The 16,938-nt window shown below is 66.2% G+C and carries 17 protein-coding genes; 13 read left to right on the top strand and 4 right to left on the bottom strand.

Annotation, left to right across the window (positions count from 1 at the left end; translation table 11 throughout):
- The first annotated feature begins 1 nt into the window (after window position 1).
- From BACI348_RS00085 to BACI348_RS00050, 8 genes are all read left to right on the top strand, one after another.
- Window positions 2–877: a DUF4194 domain-containing protein gene (locus tag BACI348_RS00085; RefSeq protein WP_159823389.1), complete on the top strand. Its 876-nt coding sequence runs from the start codon at window positions 2–4 to the stop codon at window positions 875–877.
- The gene (locus tag BACI348_RS00080; RefSeq protein ID WP_159823388.1) at window positions 874–4,338 is read left to right on the top strand and encodes an ATP-binding protein; all 3,465 of its coding nucleotides are present in this window, start codon (window positions 874–876) and stop codon (window positions 4,336–4,338) included. The genes BACI348_RS00085 and BACI348_RS00080 overlap by 4 nt, the downstream gene beginning before the upstream one ends.
- Before the next feature lie 202 nt (window positions 4,339–4,540).
- Window positions 4,541–5,632 carry an iron-siderophore ABC transporter substrate-binding protein gene (locus BACI348_RS00075; RefSeq protein WP_159823387.1) on the top strand — a complete coding sequence of 364 codons (1,092 nt, stop codon included), beginning with the start codon at window positions 4,541–4,543 and terminating at the stop codon, window positions 5,630–5,632.
- 10 nt (window positions 5,633–5,642) lie between these two features.
- Window positions 5,643–6,734 carry a FecCD family ABC transporter permease gene (locus BACI348_RS00070; protein WP_159823386.1) on the top strand — a complete coding sequence of 364 codons (1,092 nt, stop codon included), beginning with the start codon at window positions 5,643–5,645 and terminating at the stop codon, window positions 6,732–6,734.
- Window positions 6,731–7,843, top strand: a complete 1,113-nt coding sequence (locus BACI348_RS00065) for a FecCD family ABC transporter permease (protein ID WP_159823385.1) — start codon at window positions 6,731–6,733, stop codon at window positions 7,841–7,843. The genes BACI348_RS00070 and BACI348_RS00065 overlap by 4 nt, the downstream gene beginning before the upstream one ends.
- Window position 7,844: 1 nt before the next feature.
- A complete protein-coding gene (locus BACI348_RS00060; protein WP_236557309.1) occupies window positions 7,845–8,657 on the top strand; it encodes an ABC transporter ATP-binding protein in 813 nt (270 codons plus the stop codon).
- Window positions 8,654–9,712: a siderophore-interacting protein gene (locus tag BACI348_RS00055; protein ID WP_159823383.1), complete on the top strand. Its 1,059-nt coding sequence runs from the start codon at window positions 8,654–8,656 to the stop codon at window positions 9,710–9,712. Before BACI348_RS00060 ends, BACI348_RS00055 begins: the two co-directional genes overlap by 4 nt.
- A gap of 148 nt (window positions 9,713–9,860) precedes the next feature.
- Window positions 9,861–10,706, top strand: a complete 846-nt coding sequence (locus tag BACI348_RS00050) for an SGNH/GDSL hydrolase family protein (RefSeq protein ID WP_159823382.1) — start codon at window positions 9,861–9,863, stop codon at window positions 10,704–10,706.
- Here the strand turns inward: BACI348_RS00050 and BACI348_RS00045 are convergent.
- The gene (locus BACI348_RS00045) at window positions 10,703–11,002 is read right to left on the bottom strand and encodes a YciI family protein (RefSeq protein WP_159823381.1); all 300 of its coding nucleotides are present in this window, start codon (window positions 11,000–11,002) and stop codon (window positions 10,703–10,705) included. The two genes, BACI348_RS00050 and BACI348_RS00045, sit on opposite strands and share 4 nt — an antisense overlap.
- A 62-nt stretch (window positions 11,003–11,064) precedes the next feature.
- Between BACI348_RS00045 and BACI348_RS00040 the strand changes: the two genes are divergently transcribed.
- Both BACI348_RS00040 and BACI348_RS00035 read left to right on the top strand, forming a co-directional pair.
- Window positions 11,065–11,553, top strand: coding sequence for a MarR family winged helix-turn-helix transcriptional regulator (locus tag BACI348_RS00040; protein WP_159823380.1), 489 nt, complete (start codon window positions 11,065–11,067; stop codon window positions 11,551–11,553).
- A gap of 64 nt (window positions 11,554–11,617) precedes the next feature.
- Window positions 11,618–12,385, top strand: a complete 768-nt coding sequence (locus BACI348_RS00035) for an SGNH/GDSL hydrolase family protein (protein WP_159823379.1) — start codon at window positions 11,618–11,620, stop codon at window positions 12,383–12,385.
- On the opposite strand, the gene BACI348_RS00030 is transcribed toward BACI348_RS00035, so the two are convergent.
- From BACI348_RS00030 to BACI348_RS00020, 3 genes are read right to left on the bottom strand one after another with little or no spacing between them, the layout of a single operon-like run.
- Window positions 12,366–13,229 (bottom strand): FAD:protein FMN transferase, encoded by an 864-nt coding sequence (locus BACI348_RS00030; protein WP_442858476.1) that lies wholly within the window; start codon window positions 13,227–13,229, stop codon window positions 12,366–12,368. The two genes, BACI348_RS00035 and BACI348_RS00030, sit on opposite strands and share 20 nt — an antisense overlap.
- Window positions 13,213–13,812, bottom strand: coding sequence for an FMN-binding protein (locus BACI348_RS00025; protein ID WP_159823378.1), 600 nt, complete (start codon window positions 13,810–13,812; stop codon window positions 13,213–13,215). The genes BACI348_RS00030 and BACI348_RS00025 overlap by 17 nt, the downstream gene beginning before the upstream one ends.
- On the bottom strand, window positions 13,809–15,278 hold the full coding sequence (locus BACI348_RS00020; protein ID WP_159823377.1) for a ferredoxin reductase family protein: 1,470 nt from the start codon (window positions 15,276–15,278) through the stop codon (window positions 13,809–13,811). Before BACI348_RS00020 ends, BACI348_RS00025 begins: the two co-directional genes overlap by 4 nt.
- A gap of 328 nt (window positions 15,279–15,606) precedes the next feature.
- Here BACI348_RS00020 and rpmB point away from each other — a divergent pair, with 328 nt between their 5' ends.
- The 3 genes from rpmB to rpsN are packed head-to-tail and all read left to right on the top strand — an operon-like array spanning window position 15,607 to window position 16,318.
- Window positions 15,607–15,843, top strand: coding sequence for a 50S ribosomal protein L28 (gene rpmB / locus BACI348_RS00015; protein WP_003798559.1), 237 nt, complete (start codon window positions 15,607–15,609; stop codon window positions 15,841–15,843).
- Window positions 15,843–16,010, top strand: a complete 168-nt coding sequence (rpmG, locus tag BACI348_RS00010) for a 50S ribosomal protein L33 (protein WP_013602737.1) — start codon at window positions 15,843–15,845, stop codon at window positions 16,008–16,010. Before rpmB ends, rpmG begins: the two co-directional genes overlap by 1 nt.
- Before the next feature lie 2 nt (window positions 16,011–16,012).
- Window positions 16,013–16,318, top strand: a complete 306-nt coding sequence (gene rpsN, locus BACI348_RS00005; protein ID WP_009358853.1) for a 30S ribosomal protein S14 — start codon at window positions 16,013–16,015, stop codon at window positions 16,316–16,318.
- Window positions 16,319–16,938: the final 620 nt, after the last annotated feature.

The following is a 16,938-nucleotide window of genomic DNA, read 5'->3' as shown; positions in this document are numbered from 1 at the left end:
GATGACTGAAGAGATTACGACGACGGCCGCCCCGGAGGTTCAGCCCGCCACCGATACGGTGGCTGAGCCCGTCGAAGCCCCTGAGCCCGTTGAGACCCGGCCGGACCCCTTTTCGGTAACTCCCCGCGACACGTTTGTGGACGGTGCCGCCCTCTTCCCCGGTGATACGGGTGTGCTGTCCATGAAGGTGCGGCAGGCGCTGGTGAAACTCCTCAAGGGCCCGTACGTGGACGGCGGGCGGGACGAAAAGCTTTGGACGGTCCTGGTGGACCACCAGGTGATTCTGCGCAGTCGTCTGTCCGAGTTGTTCCTCACCATGCAGCTGGACCATGAAAGGAAGATTGCCGTGCTGCGCCCGGTCGATCCGGACGCCATTGGCGGCAGTGCCCGTTCCAGCATCCTCCGGCAGCAGCGTGCGCTGAGCCGGGTGGAGACCATCGTGCTGCTGCGGATGCGCCTGCTCCTGGACCGGCATGTCACCGCCCAGACGGATCCCACCATCACCCGCGAGGAAATCGCGGACCTTGTCACGCACTACCAGCCGGCGGGCCAGCAGGACGCACTCCGGGACTCGGACGTGGTGAACCGGGCCATCACCAAGCTCCTGGCCCGCCAGCTCCTCCTTCCCACCGGCCTGGATGACGTCTACACCATCTCCAACGCCCTGCCCCTGGCCCTCCCGTTTGAAAACATCGGCGACATCCCCGCCCACATCGAGGCCCTGGCAGCGGCCACCACCGACCCCACAGGTACAGAGGCGATGCTCGACATAGAGGAGACACCCGCGGAGGACGACGACGCCGAAGGTGAGGTACCTCCAGGGGCATCGGCTGCGGAGTCGAACGGAACCACCGAAACTGAAGAGGGCACCAAGTGAGCATCGCAAGCATGTTGCCGATCGGCGACGTGGCAAACCCTGGCCAGATGCGCCTTGCTCTGGTGCAGGTGGTGAACTGGGGCACGTTCCACGGGGCCCACACTATGCATGTGGACCGGAGCGGAACCTTGCTGACGGGCAACTCGGGTGTGGGCAAATCGACCCTGTTTGATGCCATGCTGCGGGTTTTCGATGCCCGGCCGAGGTCCAACGAGGCGGCTGCGCAGCGGTCGGGCGGCGCCGTGGAGGACAAGCGCACCACGTTCACGTACATGCGCGGCAAGGTGGGCGACAAGGCGGTGGGCGAGGGCTCGGCGAGTGCCTTCCAGCGGCCGGGTGCCACGTGGTCCGCCGTCGCACTGACGTTTGACAATGCCGCGGGCACCCGGGTGACAATCTCAGCGCTGTTCGACCTGCCGAAGAACGGTACGGAGTCCAGCGTGGGCAGGTTTTACTTGATTGATCATGCGCCGCTGGACCTCGAGGCGCTGGAAGGGATCGCGGACAAGCGCTTTACCAAGGCCGCCCTGGAGACGATCTTCCCGGACGCGCAGGTCTTCGATGTGCACAAGGCCTTCGCGGAGCGCTTCCGCAGGCTGCTGGGCATCAACTCGGACCAGGCCCTGCCGCTCCTGCGGGTGATCCAGGCAGGCAAGGGCCTCGGCGGCAGCGTCAATACGTTCTTCCGCGACCAGGTCCTGGACGCCCCGGCCACGCTGGCGGCCGCGGACGACGTGGTGGAGGAGTTCAGCAACCTGATGTCCATCCGGCAGCGGCTGGAGGATGTCCGGCAGCAGCGGGACCAGCTGGCCCCGGTTCCCGGGCTGAACCGGGAGTACGCGCAGTCGCTCCTGGACGCGAACCGGCTGCGGGACCTGGCGGGCGAGGAATTTGAGGCTTACAAGCAGAAACTGGCCGTCACGGTCCACCAGAAAACCTTGGTGCGCTTCAAGGAACTGGCGCAGGCGAAGGCCAAGGAGCTCGGTGCCGAGCGAAGCGTCAGGGACAGCCTGGCCAAGGAACTGCGCCAGCTGGAGACCGATTACAACAACCAGGGCGGTAACGCCATCTCCGCCATCGAGCAGTCGCTGGAGAATGCGCGGGTGGGACTGAAGCTCCGCCAGCAGGTGGAGGAAGCGGCCCGCCAGGCGTTGGCCGATGCCGGCCTGCAGCTTGAGTGGACCGAAGACGGCTGGGAGCAGGCGCACGAGCAGGCGGCCAACCGGTCCGCTGAACTCCAGGATGACTCCCAGGCGCTGCAGGAACTGCGCTTTGAAGCCTTCGACGCCCACGCGACCAAGAAGCGGGAGCTGGCCGCGGCTGAGCAGGAGCTCGTGTCGCTGAAGACGCGCAAATCGCTGCTGCCGCCGTCGAGCATTGAAAACCGCGCGGCCATCGCGGCCGCCACCGGCATCCCGGAGGACCGGATGCCCTTTGCCGGCGAGCTCATGGACCTCGCCGAGGGGGAGGAGAAATGGCGGTCCGCCGCTGAGCGGGCGCTCCGGAACCTCGCTACCACCTTGCTGGTCCCGGGCGAGCATTTCGGCGCTGTGACCCGCTACCTCAACGACCACAACGTGCGCGGCGCCCTGCGGGCGGTGGACGTTTCCAAGCCCCTCGCAGGCGGCGCACTGGCCCTGGAGGACGTGCACGACGGCGACCTGCTGACCAAGCTGGACATCCTCACCACGGGCGTCGCGGCCGAAGCCGGGGCGTGGGTCCGTGAGCGCATCGCCCTGGACTTCGCCTACCCCTGCGTGGAAAGCCCGGACGAGCTCGCGCGGCTGGACCGCGGGCTTAGCCTGGGCGGCGTGGTGAAGCGCAACCGCCACACCGTGGAGAAGGACGACCGGTTCACCAGCCGGCAGGATTACGTCCTCGGGTTCGACAACGCCGCGAAGCTGGAACTTGTGGCGGGCCAGGTGGAGGACCTTCGGCAGGAAGTAGCCAAAGCGGCCGAGCTGGCGCAGAGCCGTGAGGATTCGCACCAGGGCATGAGCCGGCAGCTTGATGCGCTGCGCCGGATCGCAGAGGACCACCGTCCCTGGGAACAGGTTTCTGCGGCAGTCGCGGCCGAGGAGCTTGCCCGGATCGAGCAGCGGCTGAAAGATGCCCTGGCCGCGCAGGCGGACCTGGAGCCGCTCCGCGCCACCATCGAGGGCGTGCGGCAGAAGCACCAATCCAGCACTGAGGCTGCCGCCGTCCTGCAGAGCGAATACAAGGCGCTGGACCGGCAGCTGACTGCGGCTGATGTCCTGCTGGAAGCCGCGCGCGAGCGGCTGACCCAGGCTCCGCCGTCGGACGCCACGGTTGCTGCGCTGGAACCGTACTTTGCGGACTTCGGCGACGTCACCGAGATGCACGAGCTGGACAACCTGGCCAACCGCGTGCGGACCGCGCTCCTGGGCGAGCTGCACACCGCGGAGTCCCGGGGGCAGGCCACCGCCGAGCGGCTTACCCGGATCTTCGAGGGCTTCGTGCGCGAGTGGGGGAGCGCCATTTCGGCGGACCACGGCACCACGATCGGCGCCGCAAGTGAGTTCGAGACGCGCTACCACGCGATCGTCAGCGACGGCCTGCCCGCGCAGGAGGCCGAATTCCGGCAGTTCTTCAACCAGCGCACGCACGAATCCTTCAGCACGCTGCTGCACCTGCTCGACGAGGAACGCCGCTCCATTACCAGCCGCATCCTGCCGCTGAACGGCATCCTGTCCCAGGTCAACTTCCACGAAGGCAGCTTCCTGGAACTGGACATCAAGCAGACCCTGCCGCCTACGGCCAAGCAGTTCAAGGACGCCATCCAGAACGCCCTCAAGGCCCGGCATGCCCGGCCCGCCAGGGCCGATGGAGCCCGGACCGACGGCGGAAGCGCGGAACGGGACGAGGACGCCGAGCTCACCGCCCGCTACAAGTCCCTCGAAACCCTGGTGAAGAGGCTGGGTTCGCAAACTCCGGAGGACCGGCGCTGGCGGGCCGAGGTGCTCGACGTGCGCGGGCACCTGTTCATCCAGTGCAAGGAACACCGCGAGGTGGCCGGACCGCGGGGGGCGAAGAAGACCGAGGTCTTTATGCACGCGGACACCGGATCCATGTCCGGCGGCGAGCGGCAGCGCTTCACCGCCTTCATCATGGCCGCCGCCCTGAGCTACCAGCTCGGCATCGCAGAGCAGGGCTTCACCACCTACGGAACCGTGATGATGGACGAAGCCTTTGTGCTGGCCTCGGAGGAATTCGCGGGCGCGGGGATCAAGGCGCTGCACGAATTCGGGTTCCAGCTGCTGCTCGCTGCCCCGGAGAACGTCATCGACCTCTCCCGGCACCTGGGCTCGGTCACCGAGATCCTCCGCGACAGGCGCACCAACCGTTCGGGCGTGCTGACGGCGCCGGTCATCAAGCCCCGGCCGGGCCAGGAGGGCGCCTGGCGCTCCGAAGCCAACCCGGTGGACATCGTTCTGCGCTAGTGTCCCAGGACCGCAACGCGGGGTCAGAGTCCGCCCAGTAGACACCGAGTTGGGCCGAAGCTGACCCCGCATTGCTGTTTGGCAGGCGCATACATACCGGTGTCCTTCGTCACGGAATGGATTAAGTTACGAAAGCGTTGCGTAATGGCCGCGAGGGTAGGCTAGCCTTACTTAAGTTCGCTTCAGCCACTTAAGGAGTTCCGTGACTTCCCCCCTCTTCCCCGGGCCCAACACCACCCGGCGCACCCTGTTCAAATCCGCCGGCAAGGCAACGGCCGTCCTGGCCGCAGCGGCGCTCACGCTCTCCGCCTGTTCCACGGGTCCCGCCACGTCCGGCTCGGTCTCCACCGCCTCCAGCTCCAGCAGCGCGCAGTTCCCGGTCACCATCGACCATGCCTTCGGCAAGACCACCATCGAGAAGCAGCCCACGCGCGTGGCCACCGTCTCCTGGGTCAATGACGACGTCGCCATTGCCCTCGGCGTTGTGCCGGTGGGGGTCCCCAAGAACGAATGGGGCGGCAACGACCAGGGCTCAACACCTTGGAAGGACGCAGCGCTGAAGGACCTCGGCGCAGGCTTCGGCTCTGAGAAGGCGCCGGTGCAGTACTCCGAGGCAGACGGCATCAACTTCACCGAGATCGCCAAGCTCACCCCGGACGTCATCCTCGCCGCGTACTCCGGCCTCACCGAAGAGGACTACAAGAAGCTCAGCGAGATCGCCCCCGTGGTGGCCCACCCCGAACTGGCGTACGGCACCTCCTGGCAGGATGCCACCACCATCATCGGCAAGGCTCTGGGCAAGGACGCCGAGGCAACCAAGCTGATTTCGGATACCGAGGCCACCGTCAAGGAAGAGGCTGCCAAGTACCCGCAGATCGCCGGCAAGTCCTTCATCTACGGCTACGCCCTTCCGTCGGACCCCACCCAGACCGGCATCTACACGGCCAATGACAACCGGCCCAAGTTCCTGTCCTCCATCGGAATGAAGCTCGCGCCGGTGGCTGAGCAGGCTTCCGCGGGGTCGAAGGAATTCTTCGTCCCGTGGTCCGCGGAAAAGGTGAACGAGCTCGATTCGGACATCTTCCTCACCTCGGTCGAGGACGCCGGCGAGGCAGACGCCATCAAGAACGATCCCCTGCTCGGCCAGATCCCGGCCGTCAAGAACGGCGGCTTCGTAGCGGACGCGAACAAGAGCCTGGTGCTGGCGATTTCCGCTTCCTCCCCGCTGAGCCTGCCGTGGGCGCTGGACACGTTCCTGCCGCAGCTGGCCACCGCAGCGGACGCTGTGAAGTAGTTCCGGTTCCATGACGCAGAGTACGGCGACGGCGGCCCATCAACCGCAGATTCCAGGCACCTCCGTGCCGGGACAGGCAGCCCATGCCCGGTTCCGCGGCGGCCGTTCCCTGGGCACGCGGGCCGCCTGGCTGCTCGCCGCCGTCGTTGTACTCGCGCTGTTGGCAGGGGCTTCCCTTACCGTCGGGGCACGCGGCCTTCCGCTGGACACGGTCTGGCAGGCCCTCACCGCATTCGATCCCGCCAACGGCGACCACGCCGTGGTGCACGCCCGCATCCCGCGGACGGTCCTTGGCCTGCTGGCAGGCGCCGCCCTGGGCCTGGCAGGCGCCGCCATGCAGGGTGTAGCCCGCAACCCGCTCGCCGATCCCGGCATCATGGGCGTCAACGCCGGCGCTGCCCTGGCAGTGGTGACCGGCATTTACGTCTTTGGCGTCGGCTCACTATCCGGGTACATCTGGTTTGCCTTCCTCGGCGCCGCGGCCGCCGCCGTCGTGGTGTACCTCGTCGCTTCGCTGGGCCGGGACGGCGCAACTCCCGTGAAGCTCGCCCTGGCCGGTGCGGCGCTCAGTGCCGGCCTGTATTCGCTGATGAACGTCATCCTGGTCTCAAGCCAGGACACCCTGGACCGGTTCCGCTTCTGGCAGGTGGGTGGAATCGCAGGGCGTGACTGGTCCGTGGTGCTGTCCGGACTTCCGTTCCTGGCCGCCGGCGCAGCCATCGTGCTGCTGACCGGCCGCATCCTCAACAGCCTGGCCCTGGGTGACGACATTGCCCGCGGCCTCGGCCAGCGCGTGGGACTGGTCCGGGCCATCACCGCCCTGGGCATCGTGCTGCTGTGTGGTTCGGCCACTGCACTGGCCGGTCCCATCGCTTTCGTTGGCCTGGTCGTTCCCCATGCCGTCCGCTTCCTCACCGGCCCCGACTACCGCTGGATCCTGCCGTTCTCCATGGTCCTGGCCCCCGCGCTGCTCCTGGGCGCCGACGTCATTGGCCGCGTGGTGCTCCTTCCCGGCGAAGTCCCGGCGGGCATCATGACGGCCCTGGTGGGCGCGCCGGTCTTCGTCTGGCTGATCCGCCGCGGTAAGGGAGCCGGGCTGTGACACTCGCCAAATCCTCCGTTGACTTATCACTTGACGCTGCCCAAACCGGGCCAAGGGGACCAAAACTGACAGGGCGGCGCCGGGGTGGGCCGGTCCTGAACCGGACCGCCCTCCTGGTTGCCGCCGTCGTGGTCCTCTTTGCCGTGTCTGTTCTCCTGGGCAGCTACACCGTGACCATCCCCGACTTCTTCAAAATCCTCGTCGCGCACCTGACAGGCGGTGAGAAGATTCCCGGTGCCAGCTTCATCGTGATGGAGAACAAACTGCCGCGGGCGGTTATCGGCACCATGATCGGCCTCGCGTTCGGCCTGGCCGGCGCCCTCTTCCAGACCATGCTCCGCAACCCGCTGGCCAGCCCCGACGTCATCGGCATCAGCTATGGCGCCAGTGCAGCCGCCGTGGTGGCCATCGTGGTGTTCGGCGCCTCCGGCGCTGCCGTTTCCGGGGCAGCCCTGGGCGGCGCACTCGGCGTCGCGGCCATTATCTACGCCATCTCCAGCAGCGGCCTGCGCGGAACCGGCCGGGGCGATGCCGCCGGCAACCGGCTCATCCTGGCTGGCGTCGGGATCGCGGCGGCACTGCAGGCCGTGGTCAACTTCCTGATGACCCGCGCCGACATCCGCACGGCTGCCGACGCCCTCGTCTGGCTTAACGGCTCCCTGAACTCCGCCAACTGGGACCGCGCCGGCGTCCTTGCCCTCGCCCTTGTTGTCCTCATCCCCGCGGTGGCCGCCCTTGCAGGCCCCCTGCGCATCCTCGAGCTTGGCCCCGACGCCGCCGCCGGACTGGGCATCAAAGTGGGTGCCACCCGGCTCGTTCTGGTGGTCATCGCGGTCTCGCTGGCGGCAGTGGCGACGGCGGCGGCCGGGCCGGTCTCGTTCGTCGCCTTCCTGTCCGGGCCCATCGCGCGGCGCTTCACCGGCACAGCCAGCCTCCCGGCGTCGGCCTGTGTGGGAGCCGCCATTGTCCTCGCCGCTGATTACGTCGCCGCGAATCTTGCCCCCCTGCTGCTGGACGGCACCGTTTTGCCGGTGGGTGTGATCACCGGTGCGCTCGGTGCCCCCTTCCTGCTGTGGCTCCTGGTCACGGCCAACCGAAAGGATGCCTGACGTGGCAGTTCTGAAAGCCAAGGACCTTACGCTGAAATACGCTCAGCGTTGCGTGGTGGACGGCCTCAGCGCCGAGATTCCGGAGGGCAAGGTGACCATGATCGTGGGCGCCAACGCCTGCGGTAAGTCCACTCTGCTGCGCGGCCTGTCCCGGCTGCTCAAACCCGCCACCGGTGCAGTGACCCTGGACGGCAAGGACATCCACTCGCGCCCCGCCCGTGAACTTGCCCGCACCCTCGGCCTGCTCCCGCAGCACCCCACCGCGCCGGACGGCATCAAGGTGCGCGACCTGGTGGGCCGGGGCCGCTACCCGCACCAGGGACTCTTCCGGAGCTGGAGCGGGAAGGACGACGCCGCCGTGCAACGCGCGCTGGAAGCCACCGAAACGCTGGCCCTCGCCGAGCGGAACGTCGATGAGCTGTCCGGCGGGCAGCGGCAGCGGGTATGGATCGCCATGGCCTTGGCGCAGGAAACGGAGGTGCTGCTCCTGGACGAGCCCACCACGTACCTGGACCTGGCGCACCAGGTGGAAGTCCTGGACCTGGTGACGGACCTTAACCGGCGGCGCGGCACCACCGTCGCCATCGTCATGCACGACCTCAACCTCGCCGCCCGCTACGCGGACAACGTCATCGCCATGAAAGCCGGCGCCGTGGTGGCGGTCGGAGCGCCGCAGGAAGTGGTCACCGAAAGCCTGGTCCGCGACGTCTTCAACCTCGAATCCCGCGTCATTCCAGACCCTGTGTCCGGAACACCCTTGATCATTCCCATTGGCCGTCACCACATCCCCGCTGAACTGGAGCTCGTTTCATGACCATCCGCGATTCTGTCTCCGCAACCACAGAGCCGATGACCCTGGCGTTTGAGGTCACGGTGTCCTCCGTGCAGGAACTGAGCCCGAATTTCCGAAGGATCACCTTCGGTGGTTACTGCCTGCGCGACTTCGGTGTACGCGGCGACACCCTGGACCTCCGCATCAAGCTCATGATCCCGTCGCTGGCCGAGGATGGCACCGAAATACCGCTTCCGGTCTTCGAAATGGCCGAGGCCGGCTGGTACCGCGAATGGCTGGCCATGGACCCCGCCGTGAAAGGGTCCATGCGCACCTACACCGTCCGGCAGGCCCGGCTGGACGAGGTGTACCCCGAGATCGACGTGGACTTCGTGATGCATTTCGACGAACCTGGGCATGCCCAGACAAAACCGGGACCTGCCGCAAACTGGGCCCTCAATGCCAAGCCGGGCGACGCCATCACCATCATCGGCCCCAACAACCGCGCCGCGCACTGCTTCACGGCCGAAATCTACTCCGGCATCGAATGGCGGCCCGGGCTGGCCCAGCGCGTCCTGCTCGCCGGCGACGAAACCGCCATCCCGGCCATCTCCGCCATCCTGGAAAGCCTGCCCCACTACATGACCGGCCACGCCTTCCTGGAAGTCCCCGAAGCCGGCGACTTCCTCGAACTCACCTCACCCGCCGACGTCGAAATCACATGGCTTGCCCGCGGCGCCTCCATCGGCCGGTCCCGCCCGCACGGCGAACTGCTCCGGGAAGCCGTGCGCAAAGCCGTACCCGTGCCCGGCTGGGTGGGCATCAAGGCGGCCGACGGCGGCGCGGGCCCTGAGCCCGAGGACGTCAACGTGGACGTGGACATCCTCTGGGAGACCCCCACCCGCATGGAAACCGCCGAAATCCAGGCCACCAAAAACCCCGACATGCCCTCTGGTGCCATGCCCTTCTACGCCTGGATCGCCGGCGAAGCCGCCGTCATCAAGGACATGCGCCGGTACCTCGTCCGCGACGTCGGGATCGACCGGAAACAGGTTGCGTTCATGGGCTACTGGCGCCAAGGCAAAGCCGAGGGCTAAGCCCGCCGCCTACGAAACCCCCCATCATCTCCTGCGGCTTTTTCTGCAACGCCCGCTCACTTGTGGTCGCCTGACCCCGGATCCCCGCTCATCTCCTGTTCATCCCGGCGTCGTTCTGGCTTTTCCTTGGGCCGTTAGGTTGGGGGCTGTGGTGCGCGAACCTTTGCTTCCTGAGTCCGGGCGGCGGGTTTTTGTCGCTTTGGGGGACTCTTTTACCGAGGGTGTGGGGGATCGGGACGAGCGGTTGCCCAATGGCGTCCGGGGCTGGGCCGACCGGGTGGCCGAGAAGCTGGCGAAGGCGCAGCCCGGCTGGCGGTATGCGAACCTGGCGATCAGGAGCAAGCGGCTCCGGCACGTTATCGGTGAACAACTGGAACCTGCGCTGGCGATTCGGCCCACCCTCGTGACGCTCTACGCCGGCGGCAACGACATCCTGGATATAAAGACGGACATGGCAGCCCTCATGGCCGACTACGAAAAGCTGGTGGCCCAACTTGCCGGGACGGGTGCCACCCTGGTGCTTTTCACGGGCTTTGATGTCAAGGTTTCAGCCCTGCTCGAGCCGCTGAAGAAACGCAACACCATCTACAACGACCGGGTCAGGGCCATTGCCGAAAAGTACGGCGCGGTCCTCGTGGATTACTGGTGCCTGGACGCCTTCCATGACCGGCGCATGTGGGATTCGGACCGGCTGCACATGTCCAAAGCCGGGCACAAATACCTGGCGGGACAGGTGCTGGACCAGTTGGGCGTCCCCCACAAAATCAGGCCCAAGGATTGGGAGCCGCCGGCAAGGCTCAGCCTCCGGGAGTGGGAACGCCACCAGCGGCGCTGGGTTCATGACTGGGTCCTGCCGCTGTTCGAGCGCAAACTGCGGGGCATCACCCTGGGTGACACGCTCACCCCACGCTGGCCCGAGCCGGTCAAGGTGCCCCGCAAAGGCGGGCTGAAGAAGCTGGCCCGGGAGCATGCCGGCCGCGGGCCCACACTCTAAGCGCTGGGCGGGCTGTCCAGGAGGTTCTCGAAACCAGCGGCCACCCTGCCGGCGTGGAACTCCACTACTTCGAAGTCAGCAACCCCGTTCGTGTAAAACGGGTCCTGCGCCAGGCTGGCGTCAAGGGTTGCGCGGTCGGCCCGGGAGAGCAGCAAGCCGCCTGTCCGGGGAACCTTGCGTCCGGCGGCAATGAACACGCCGTCGTCGAACGCCTTCTGCAGCCAGGCGATGTGCGCGTCGTTGTGGAAGTCCACGATGTCCTGCGGAACCCGGTAGCTCAGTGAGACAACATACATGCGACCAGCCTACCGGCCGGCCACGGCGCTACTTGAAGGATCAACCACCGTAGAATGAGGTCATGACCGAACCCCGCTGGCTCAACGCCGACGAACGCCGTGCCTGGCTTGCCCTGGTGAGTATCAACACGCTGCTGCCGGCGGCCCTCGATACAAAGCTCCACGCGGCGGGGAAGCTGTCCCTTTTCGATTACACGGTCCTGGCGATGCTCTCGGAGGCGGAAGGGCGTTTCCTGCCGATGAGCGAGCTCGCAGCCCGCAGCAGTGCGAGCCTGTCTCGGCTTTCGCATGTGGTGACCAAGCTGCAGAAACGGGGATGGGTGGAACGCCGGCCGCACCCCTACGATGCCCGCGTCACAACGGCCCACCTCACGGAAGAAGGCATGGCCACCATCGTGGGCCTCGCGCCCGGCCACGTTGAGACAGTGCGGGATCTGTTCCTTGATGCCCTCAGCGAGCAGGACGTCCTTGACCTGGCCCGGATTGGCGAGAAAGTAGTGGGCAGGCTGGACGCGGAACACTGGATTCTGCGCGAAACACCGGGCGCATAGCCGGCAAGGCGGGGGAACAGTACTGAACTTGGTTGCCCGCAGCAACGGATGGCAAACTGGCCAAATGGATTTCACAACCCGCTTCGTAGCCCTCGGTGACTCCTTCACTGAGGGCGTGGGGGACGACGATCCCGCCCGCCCCAACGGCGTCCGAGGCTGGGCAGACCGCGTGGCCGAGCAGCTTGGCGCCGCCGATCCCGGCTTCGGTTACGCAAACCTCGCCATCCGCGGCAGGAAACTGCGGCGGATCCTGGCTGAGCAGGTGGACGCCGCCGTCGAACTCAATCCCACCCTGGTGAGCATTTACGCGGGCGCCAACGACATCCTCCGGCCCCGGATCGACATTGACGACCTCCTGGTGGAGTACGACGACGCCATCGCCAGGCTGCGTGCCACCGGTGCCGCCGTGGTCATGTTTACAGGCTTCGACGCGCGCGGCTCGAAGGTGTTCAGCACCATGCGCGGGCGGACCGCCATCTACAACGAACTGGTCCGCGGCATCGCCGGTGACCACGGCGCCTTGCTGGTGGACTACTGGCGCTTCAGCGAGTACTACGACTGGGGAATGTGGGCGCAGGACCGCATGCACATGTCCGCGGCCGGGCACGCCAACATGGCCAGGCGGGTGCTGGACGTCCTGGAACATGACCACTCGATCGACGTCCCGCCCATGACCCCCGTTCCCGAACTCAGCGGACTGGACGCCCTCCGCGCCAACGCCCGCTGGTTCCGCGAATATGCCGGGCCGTGGGTTGTCCGCAGGGTCACCGGAAAGTCCTCCGGCGACGGACTGCAGCCGAAATATCCGCAGCTCACGCGGCTTCAGCCCTGAATCCGGGCGTTGCCAGCAGCCGGCCGCCGGCCCTGACCGCGAGGACCTCGACGTCCCAGCCATCGGTGGCGCGGTTCAGCATCGGCACCCCGCCAGCGTAGATCGCTGTAGCCAGCACGTCCGCGGTGACAATGTCATCCGCCAGCACCGATACCTGCACAAAGTCGGGCGCTGCAGCGGACGCTGACCAAATATGGTCTCCCCGCTCGGCGGAACCTGACGTGGCCAAAGCCGCGCGCCACCGTCGTCCTTGACCCAAGTCGCAGCCTGCGAGCAGGGAGCCGCGGTCAGCTGGATCCACGATGCCGGCGTGCCAGGGATCCCCGCCTCCGGGTCCCGGCGATCCGCTGACCAGCACGTCCCCGCCGGCATTCAGGCACCAGTCAGATAAGCCCAGCGCCCGCAGTGAGGTGCCGGCTTCCCGGATCGCGTGGCCCTTGACGATGCCGGACAGGTCCAGGACGCCGTCGGCCCTTTCCGGGGTGAAGGCGCCCTCGGTGCGCAGCCGCCATTCCAGCGCTTCGGCAAAGAGGGCGCGTGTCACGGCGGAGGCCTCCCGCAGCGTGAGCTCCCCGCGCGCCAGGGCGCTGGCTTCCGAATCCTGCCGGTACAGGCTGAACGTCTGGTCCAGGTCCCGGAACGTGCGTTCGACGACGGCGGCAGCGGCTGCCAGCTCATCGTCAGCGGGGTGCCCTCCCGGGCCCAGCCCGTTTGACGAGGCCGGGGCTGGAACCTTCCCCGCCGGAATGGTCAGGCTGATCACCGTGCCCATGCAGCTGAAGGTCCGGGCCTTGAGCCGCGCAGGCTGTTCATTTGAAGCAGCTGCGTCAGAGGTTCGCGGCATCGAGGGCTGCCTGGAGGGACGTGAGGTAGGCGTTGCTGGTGACGGTGGCGCCGCTGATGATCTTGACGCTGGCGGATTGGGCGGCGAGCACTTCCGTGCGCAGCAGGGGCGCGGCGCGGTTGCTGATCTGGATCGACTTGCGGTCGGTGTCGGTCAGCGAGAGTGCTGTTATGTCTGTGATTTTGCCTGCGCTGACGGTGACCTGGACTTGGACGGCGCCGAACCTGGTGGAAACTGCAGTCCCCGTGTAGGTGCCGGACGCAGCGCTTTCAGAACCCGACGTGCCTGAGGAGCCGGTGCCCGAAGATCCGGTGGCTCCGGTTCCGGAGGACCCTGTGGACCCCGTGGCGGAAGACCCGGTGGATCCCGTGCCGCCGGCGGAACTGCCGGTCCCGCCGGAGCTGCTTCCCGACGCCGCCCCGGAGCTGCTGCCCGTGGTGCCCGCGCCGGCGCCGGCGGAACCTGCCGCCGTCGTCGTGATGGTTGTGGCGTTGACCCCAGGGACCTGGGTGCCGGCCTGCCACCCGGCCAACAGGATGCCGGCCGAGGCAAGGGCTGCGGAAACTGCTCCTCGTGCTTTCACCAGTCAAACCTTTCGTGATGGATCTGTTCGGGACGGACACCCGCGGCACGGGCATCGGCGATGACGTTGGCGGCCCACGCCGAGGGGCCGCAGATGTAGATGTCTGATGCGGCCAGGTCAGGCGCATATGAGGCCAGGCTGTAGCCGCTCCGCACTGCATCCTCGGGCAACCAGCTGGCGGAATCCCCCCTGCTGCGGGGCCCGGTGGCATGGAAGAGCCGGACACCCCGCTGCCGGCAGATATCGATGATCTCGCTGCCGAGGTACAGTTCCTGCTCCGTGTGCCCGCGCAGGATGACCGTGGCGTCGCCAGGGGCGAAGGGCGTGCGTTCCAGCAAGGCCCGCAAGGGGGTGATGCCGATGCCGGCGCCAATCATCACCACCTTGTCCCGCGAACGGGCGGCAGTGCTGAACACCCCGTAGGGTCCTGCCACCATCACTTTGGTGCCCGGCCTGAGCCTGGCCAGCTGTGCCGAGCCCCTGCCAAGGTTCCGGACCGTGATCCGAAGCCGGCCCCCGCCGTCGGCACTCCACACAAGGGGCTCGGCGGACAGGCTGAACGGATGCGAATGCCACCACAGGCCGGGGGCGAGGAACCGCCACACAAAAAACCTGCCACCGGTACCGGCCAGCCGTCCCAGCTGAAGGCCGGTCATCTCGATGCTGACCACGCCGGCGGCGACCCTTTCCACCTTGCTCACCGTCAGGCGGTGCCGCGACGTGGCCACCAGCGGCTGGGCCACCCTGAAGTAGAGCAGCGCCGCGCCGGTGAAAGTGCAGATGGCCAGCCAGTACCACCGCTGCCATGTTCCTTCGGCGAAGAGCCCGCCCACGCTGAACTGGTGGGGGAGGGAAGTGCCGACGGCGGCATACGTCAGCAGGTGCACCGCGTACCAGAACTCGTAGGGGAAGCGCCGCCGGACCGCCACCAGCGAGGTGATCACCACGGCAAGGAACAGGGCCATCGACACGAACGCCAGCCACATGTCCGGCACCAGCACCCACAGGGCGATCGACTCGCTGATCGGATCAAGCCCCTCAGCCATCCCGTACCCAACGGCTATCAGGAGGCCGTGAGCCAGGAGCAGGTAGAGGGACGGTTTGCCAAGTTTCCGGTGGAATTCAAGGGCGCGGTCGTGCCCGATGGTCCGGTCCACCAGCGGAATCCGGGCTGCCAACAGCAGCATCAAAAGGACCAGGTCCATGCCGGCCAGGCCCGCGACGATTCCGGCCGCGGTAAAGGCGGAAGCGGGGGAATTGATGGCGGCAGCACCGCCGTCGGACAGCCAAAGGGCGACGGCGGCGGCAACCGAGGCCCAGGCGACCACCGTGAGGAGGTCCGCCCGGAGCATCCGCCGCCGGTGCTGGGCAGCGAACAGGGCTGCGGTCCCGCGGGATGCCCGCGGACGATCCGGTTGGCGGGAGCCGCTGGAGGCCGGGGATGCCGGCAGGAGCTGCGTCTTCATGCTTCAAAGATGCTCGCGGAAGCTTTCATTCAGCTGTGAAAAGGCGCCTGCATTTGCTATGACTGTGGAACCATGACGGCGGGATGCTTATACACCCTCAAGCGCCGGATTGGTCTTTAATTGCGTGAACTCGTAGACTTGGTAGGCGCTAAGTGCGCGGAGCGTGCGCAATTGCTCCGGTTGCCCGGTAATTTCTCCAGGGCGGCCGGTAGTTAGGGGCTCAAGTTGCGTGACTAACCGTTGCCCTTCTTCACTTTTGGGTCGCCCTTAGCAGCATGGTCCAGCAGCCGATATGCGGATCATTACTTTCAATTCTTGAGGAGAAGTCATGGCAGCACACTGCCAAGTGACCGGGGCCGAGCCGGGCTTTGGGCACAGCATTTCGCACTCGCACCGCCGCAACAAGCGTCGGTTCGATCCGAACATTCAGAAGAAGCGCTACTGGGTTCCGTCCCTGCGCCGTAATGTCACGCTGCAGGTTTCTGCAAAGGGCATCAAGACCATCGACGTACGCGGCATCGACGTTGTCGTCGCCGACATTCTCGCTCGTGGGGTGAAGCTCTAGTGGCTAAGGACAAGGACGTACGTCCGATCATCAAGCTCAAGTCGACCGCGGGCACGGGTTACACCTACGTAACCCGCAAGAACCGTCGTAACGATCCGGACCGCATGGTTCTGAAGAAGTACGACCCCAAGATCCGCCAGCACGTCGAATTCCGAGAGGAGCGCTAAACATGGCTAAGAAGTCCAAGATTGCTCGCAACGAGCAGCGCAAGGTCATCGTAGAGCGTTACGCTGCAAAGCGCCTCGAGCTGAAGAAGACCCTGGTTGACGAAAACGCAACCGACGAAGCACGCGAAGCAGCCCGCCTGGGCCTGCAGAAGCTGCCCCGCAACGCGTCCCCGATCCGTCTGCGTAACCGCGACATCATCGACGGCCGTCCCCGCGGTACCTTCCAGAAGTTCGGCATCTCCCGTGTCCGCTTCCGCGACATGGCCCACAAGGGCGAACTCCCGGGCATCACCAAGTCTTCCTGGTAATCCAGCCCCGCTGATACCAGCTGCTTGAGAAGGGCCGGCAACCTTATGGTTGCCGGCCCTTCTGCTGTTTAAGCCTCCCGGTGATTGAGCCTGTCCCCGATCTTTGAGCCTGTCGCTGCAGGGTGTTGCAGGACACATTAAGGAAGTAAGGCAACGGATGGGCCGCCGAGGGCGCGGATGTCCCGTTCTGCCCCGGAATCCAGGGGTGCAGGACCTGCCGGGAGGGGGATTTGCGGAGGCGCCGGAGGGGGTGTATTGTTTTCTAAGTCGCCGCGAGGGAGACAGCGAAGAGCTGGTTACCGCGGGCGGCCAAACCCCCAAAATATAAACCAAATTCTGGCAGGGCTTTAGGGCGCTTCCGAAGAGGGTGGGGACGACCTTCCACCGATAAAGATCCTGAAACACGGATTTGCATCGGGCCGGACAGTCGGGTAAGTTTGAAAAGTTGCTCCGGAGCGATCCATGACGGGTTTTGTGTTGTGGTGGTGCTGGGTGTGTCTGTTGTTTGAGAACTCAATAGTGTGCCAAGTTTGTTGATACCGATTGTTTTATTGATTGGTTGAATTGACTGGATTGCCTACCCCTGTGGGTGGTCTGGTTTTTACAGCTGGTTTCAAATT

It is taken from the genome of Arthrobacter sp. 9AX (assembly GCF_902506095.1).
Lineage (GTDB): Bacteria > Actinomycetota > Actinomycetes > Actinomycetales > Micrococcaceae > Arthrobacter.
Note: the sequence above shows the minus strand (reverse complement) of the source record. Positions and strands in the feature narration are given on the sequence as shown.

What these genes read in the sequence shown, in the direction of transcription:
- BACI348_RS00070 (WP_159823386.1), top strand. Translation starts at nt 5,643, where the DNA reads ATGACGCAGAGTACGGCGACGGCGGCCCATCAACCGCAGATTCCAGGC.
- BACI348_RS00030 (WP_442858476.1), bottom strand. Translation starts at nt 13,229, where the DNA reads ATGCCGCGAACCTCTGACGCAGCTGCTTCAAATGAACAGCCTGCGCGG.
- BACI348_RS00045 (WP_159823381.1), bottom strand. Translation starts at nt 11,002, where the DNA reads ATGTATGTTGTCTCACTGAGCTACCGGGTTCCGCAGGACATCGTGGAC.
- BACI348_RS00020 (WP_159823377.1), bottom strand. Translation starts at nt 15,278, where the DNA reads ATGAAGACGCAGCTCCTGCCGGCATCCCCGGCCTCCAGCGGCTCCCGC.
- BACI348_RS00055 (WP_159823383.1), top strand. Translation starts at nt 8,654, where the DNA reads ATGACCATCCGCGATTCTGTCTCCGCAACCACAGAGCCGATGACCCTG.
- BACI348_RS00040 (WP_159823380.1), top strand. Translation starts at nt 11,065, where the DNA reads ATGACCGAACCCCGCTGGCTCAACGCCGACGAACGCCGTGCCTGGCTT.
- rpmB (WP_003798559.1), top strand. Translation starts at nt 15,607, where the DNA reads ATGGCAGCACACTGCCAAGTGACCGGGGCCGAGCCGGGCTTTGGGCAC.
- BACI348_RS00085 (WP_159823389.1), top strand. Translation starts at nt 2, where the DNA reads ATGACTGAAGAGATTACGACGACGGCCGCCCCGGAGGTTCAGCCCGCC.
- rpsN (WP_009358853.1), top strand. Translation starts at nt 16,013, where the DNA reads ATGGCTAAGAAGTCCAAGATTGCTCGCAACGAGCAGCGCAAGGTCATC.
- BACI348_RS00035 (WP_159823379.1), top strand. Translation starts at nt 11,618, where the DNA reads ATGGATTTCACAACCCGCTTCGTAGCCCTCGGTGACTCCTTCACTGAG.